Origin of the sequence: Erysipelatoclostridium sp. MSK.7.34 (genome assembly GCF_019041935.1) — a bacterium.
In the GTDB taxonomy this organism is placed as follows: domain Bacteria; phylum Bacillota_I; class Bacilli_A; order Erysipelotrichales; family Coprobacillaceae; genus Thomasclavelia; species Thomasclavelia ramosa.
The window spans coordinates 1-302 of record NZ_JAHPYJ010000090.1 but is presented as its reverse complement, the minus strand read 5'-3'; the positions used below and the strand labels follow the sequence as shown (position 1 = coordinate 302).

Annotated in this window: 3 tRNA genes; all 3 read left to right on the top strand. The window is 52.0% G+C overall.

Annotated elements, in window-relative coordinates:
* Nucleotides 1-58 precede the first annotated feature (58 nt).
* The 3 genes from KTF99_RS16960 to KTF99_RS16950 all read left to right on the top strand — a co-directional run bounded on the left by KTF99_RS16960 (nt 59) and on the right by KTF99_RS16950 (nt 302).
* A tRNA-Tyr gene (locus KTF99_RS16960) sits at nt 59-141 on the top strand.
* Between the two features lie 5 nt (nt 142-146).
* Nucleotides 147-222, top strand: a tRNA-Gln gene (locus KTF99_RS16955).
* Between the two features lie 8 nt (nt 223-230).
* Nucleotides 231-302, top strand: a tRNA-Lys gene (locus KTF99_RS16950).

Sequence of the window (302 nt, the reverse complement as noted above, 5' to 3'; positions counted from 1 at the left end):
AGCAACTGACTTGTAATCAGTAGGTTGAGGGTTCAAGTCCTTTAGCCGGCACCATGATGGAGGAGTAGCGAAGTGGCTAAACGCGGCTGACTGTAACTCAGTTCCTTTGGTTCGGTGGTTCGAATCCGCCCTCCTCCACCATTCATTGGGGTATAGCCAAGCGGTAAGGCAACAGACTTTGACTCTGTCATCTCCCTGGTTCGAATCCAGGTACCCCAGCCATTAATAATGACCCGCTAGCTCAGCTGGTAGAGCATCTGACTTTTAATCAGAGGGTCAGGCGTTCGAATCGCCTGCGGGTC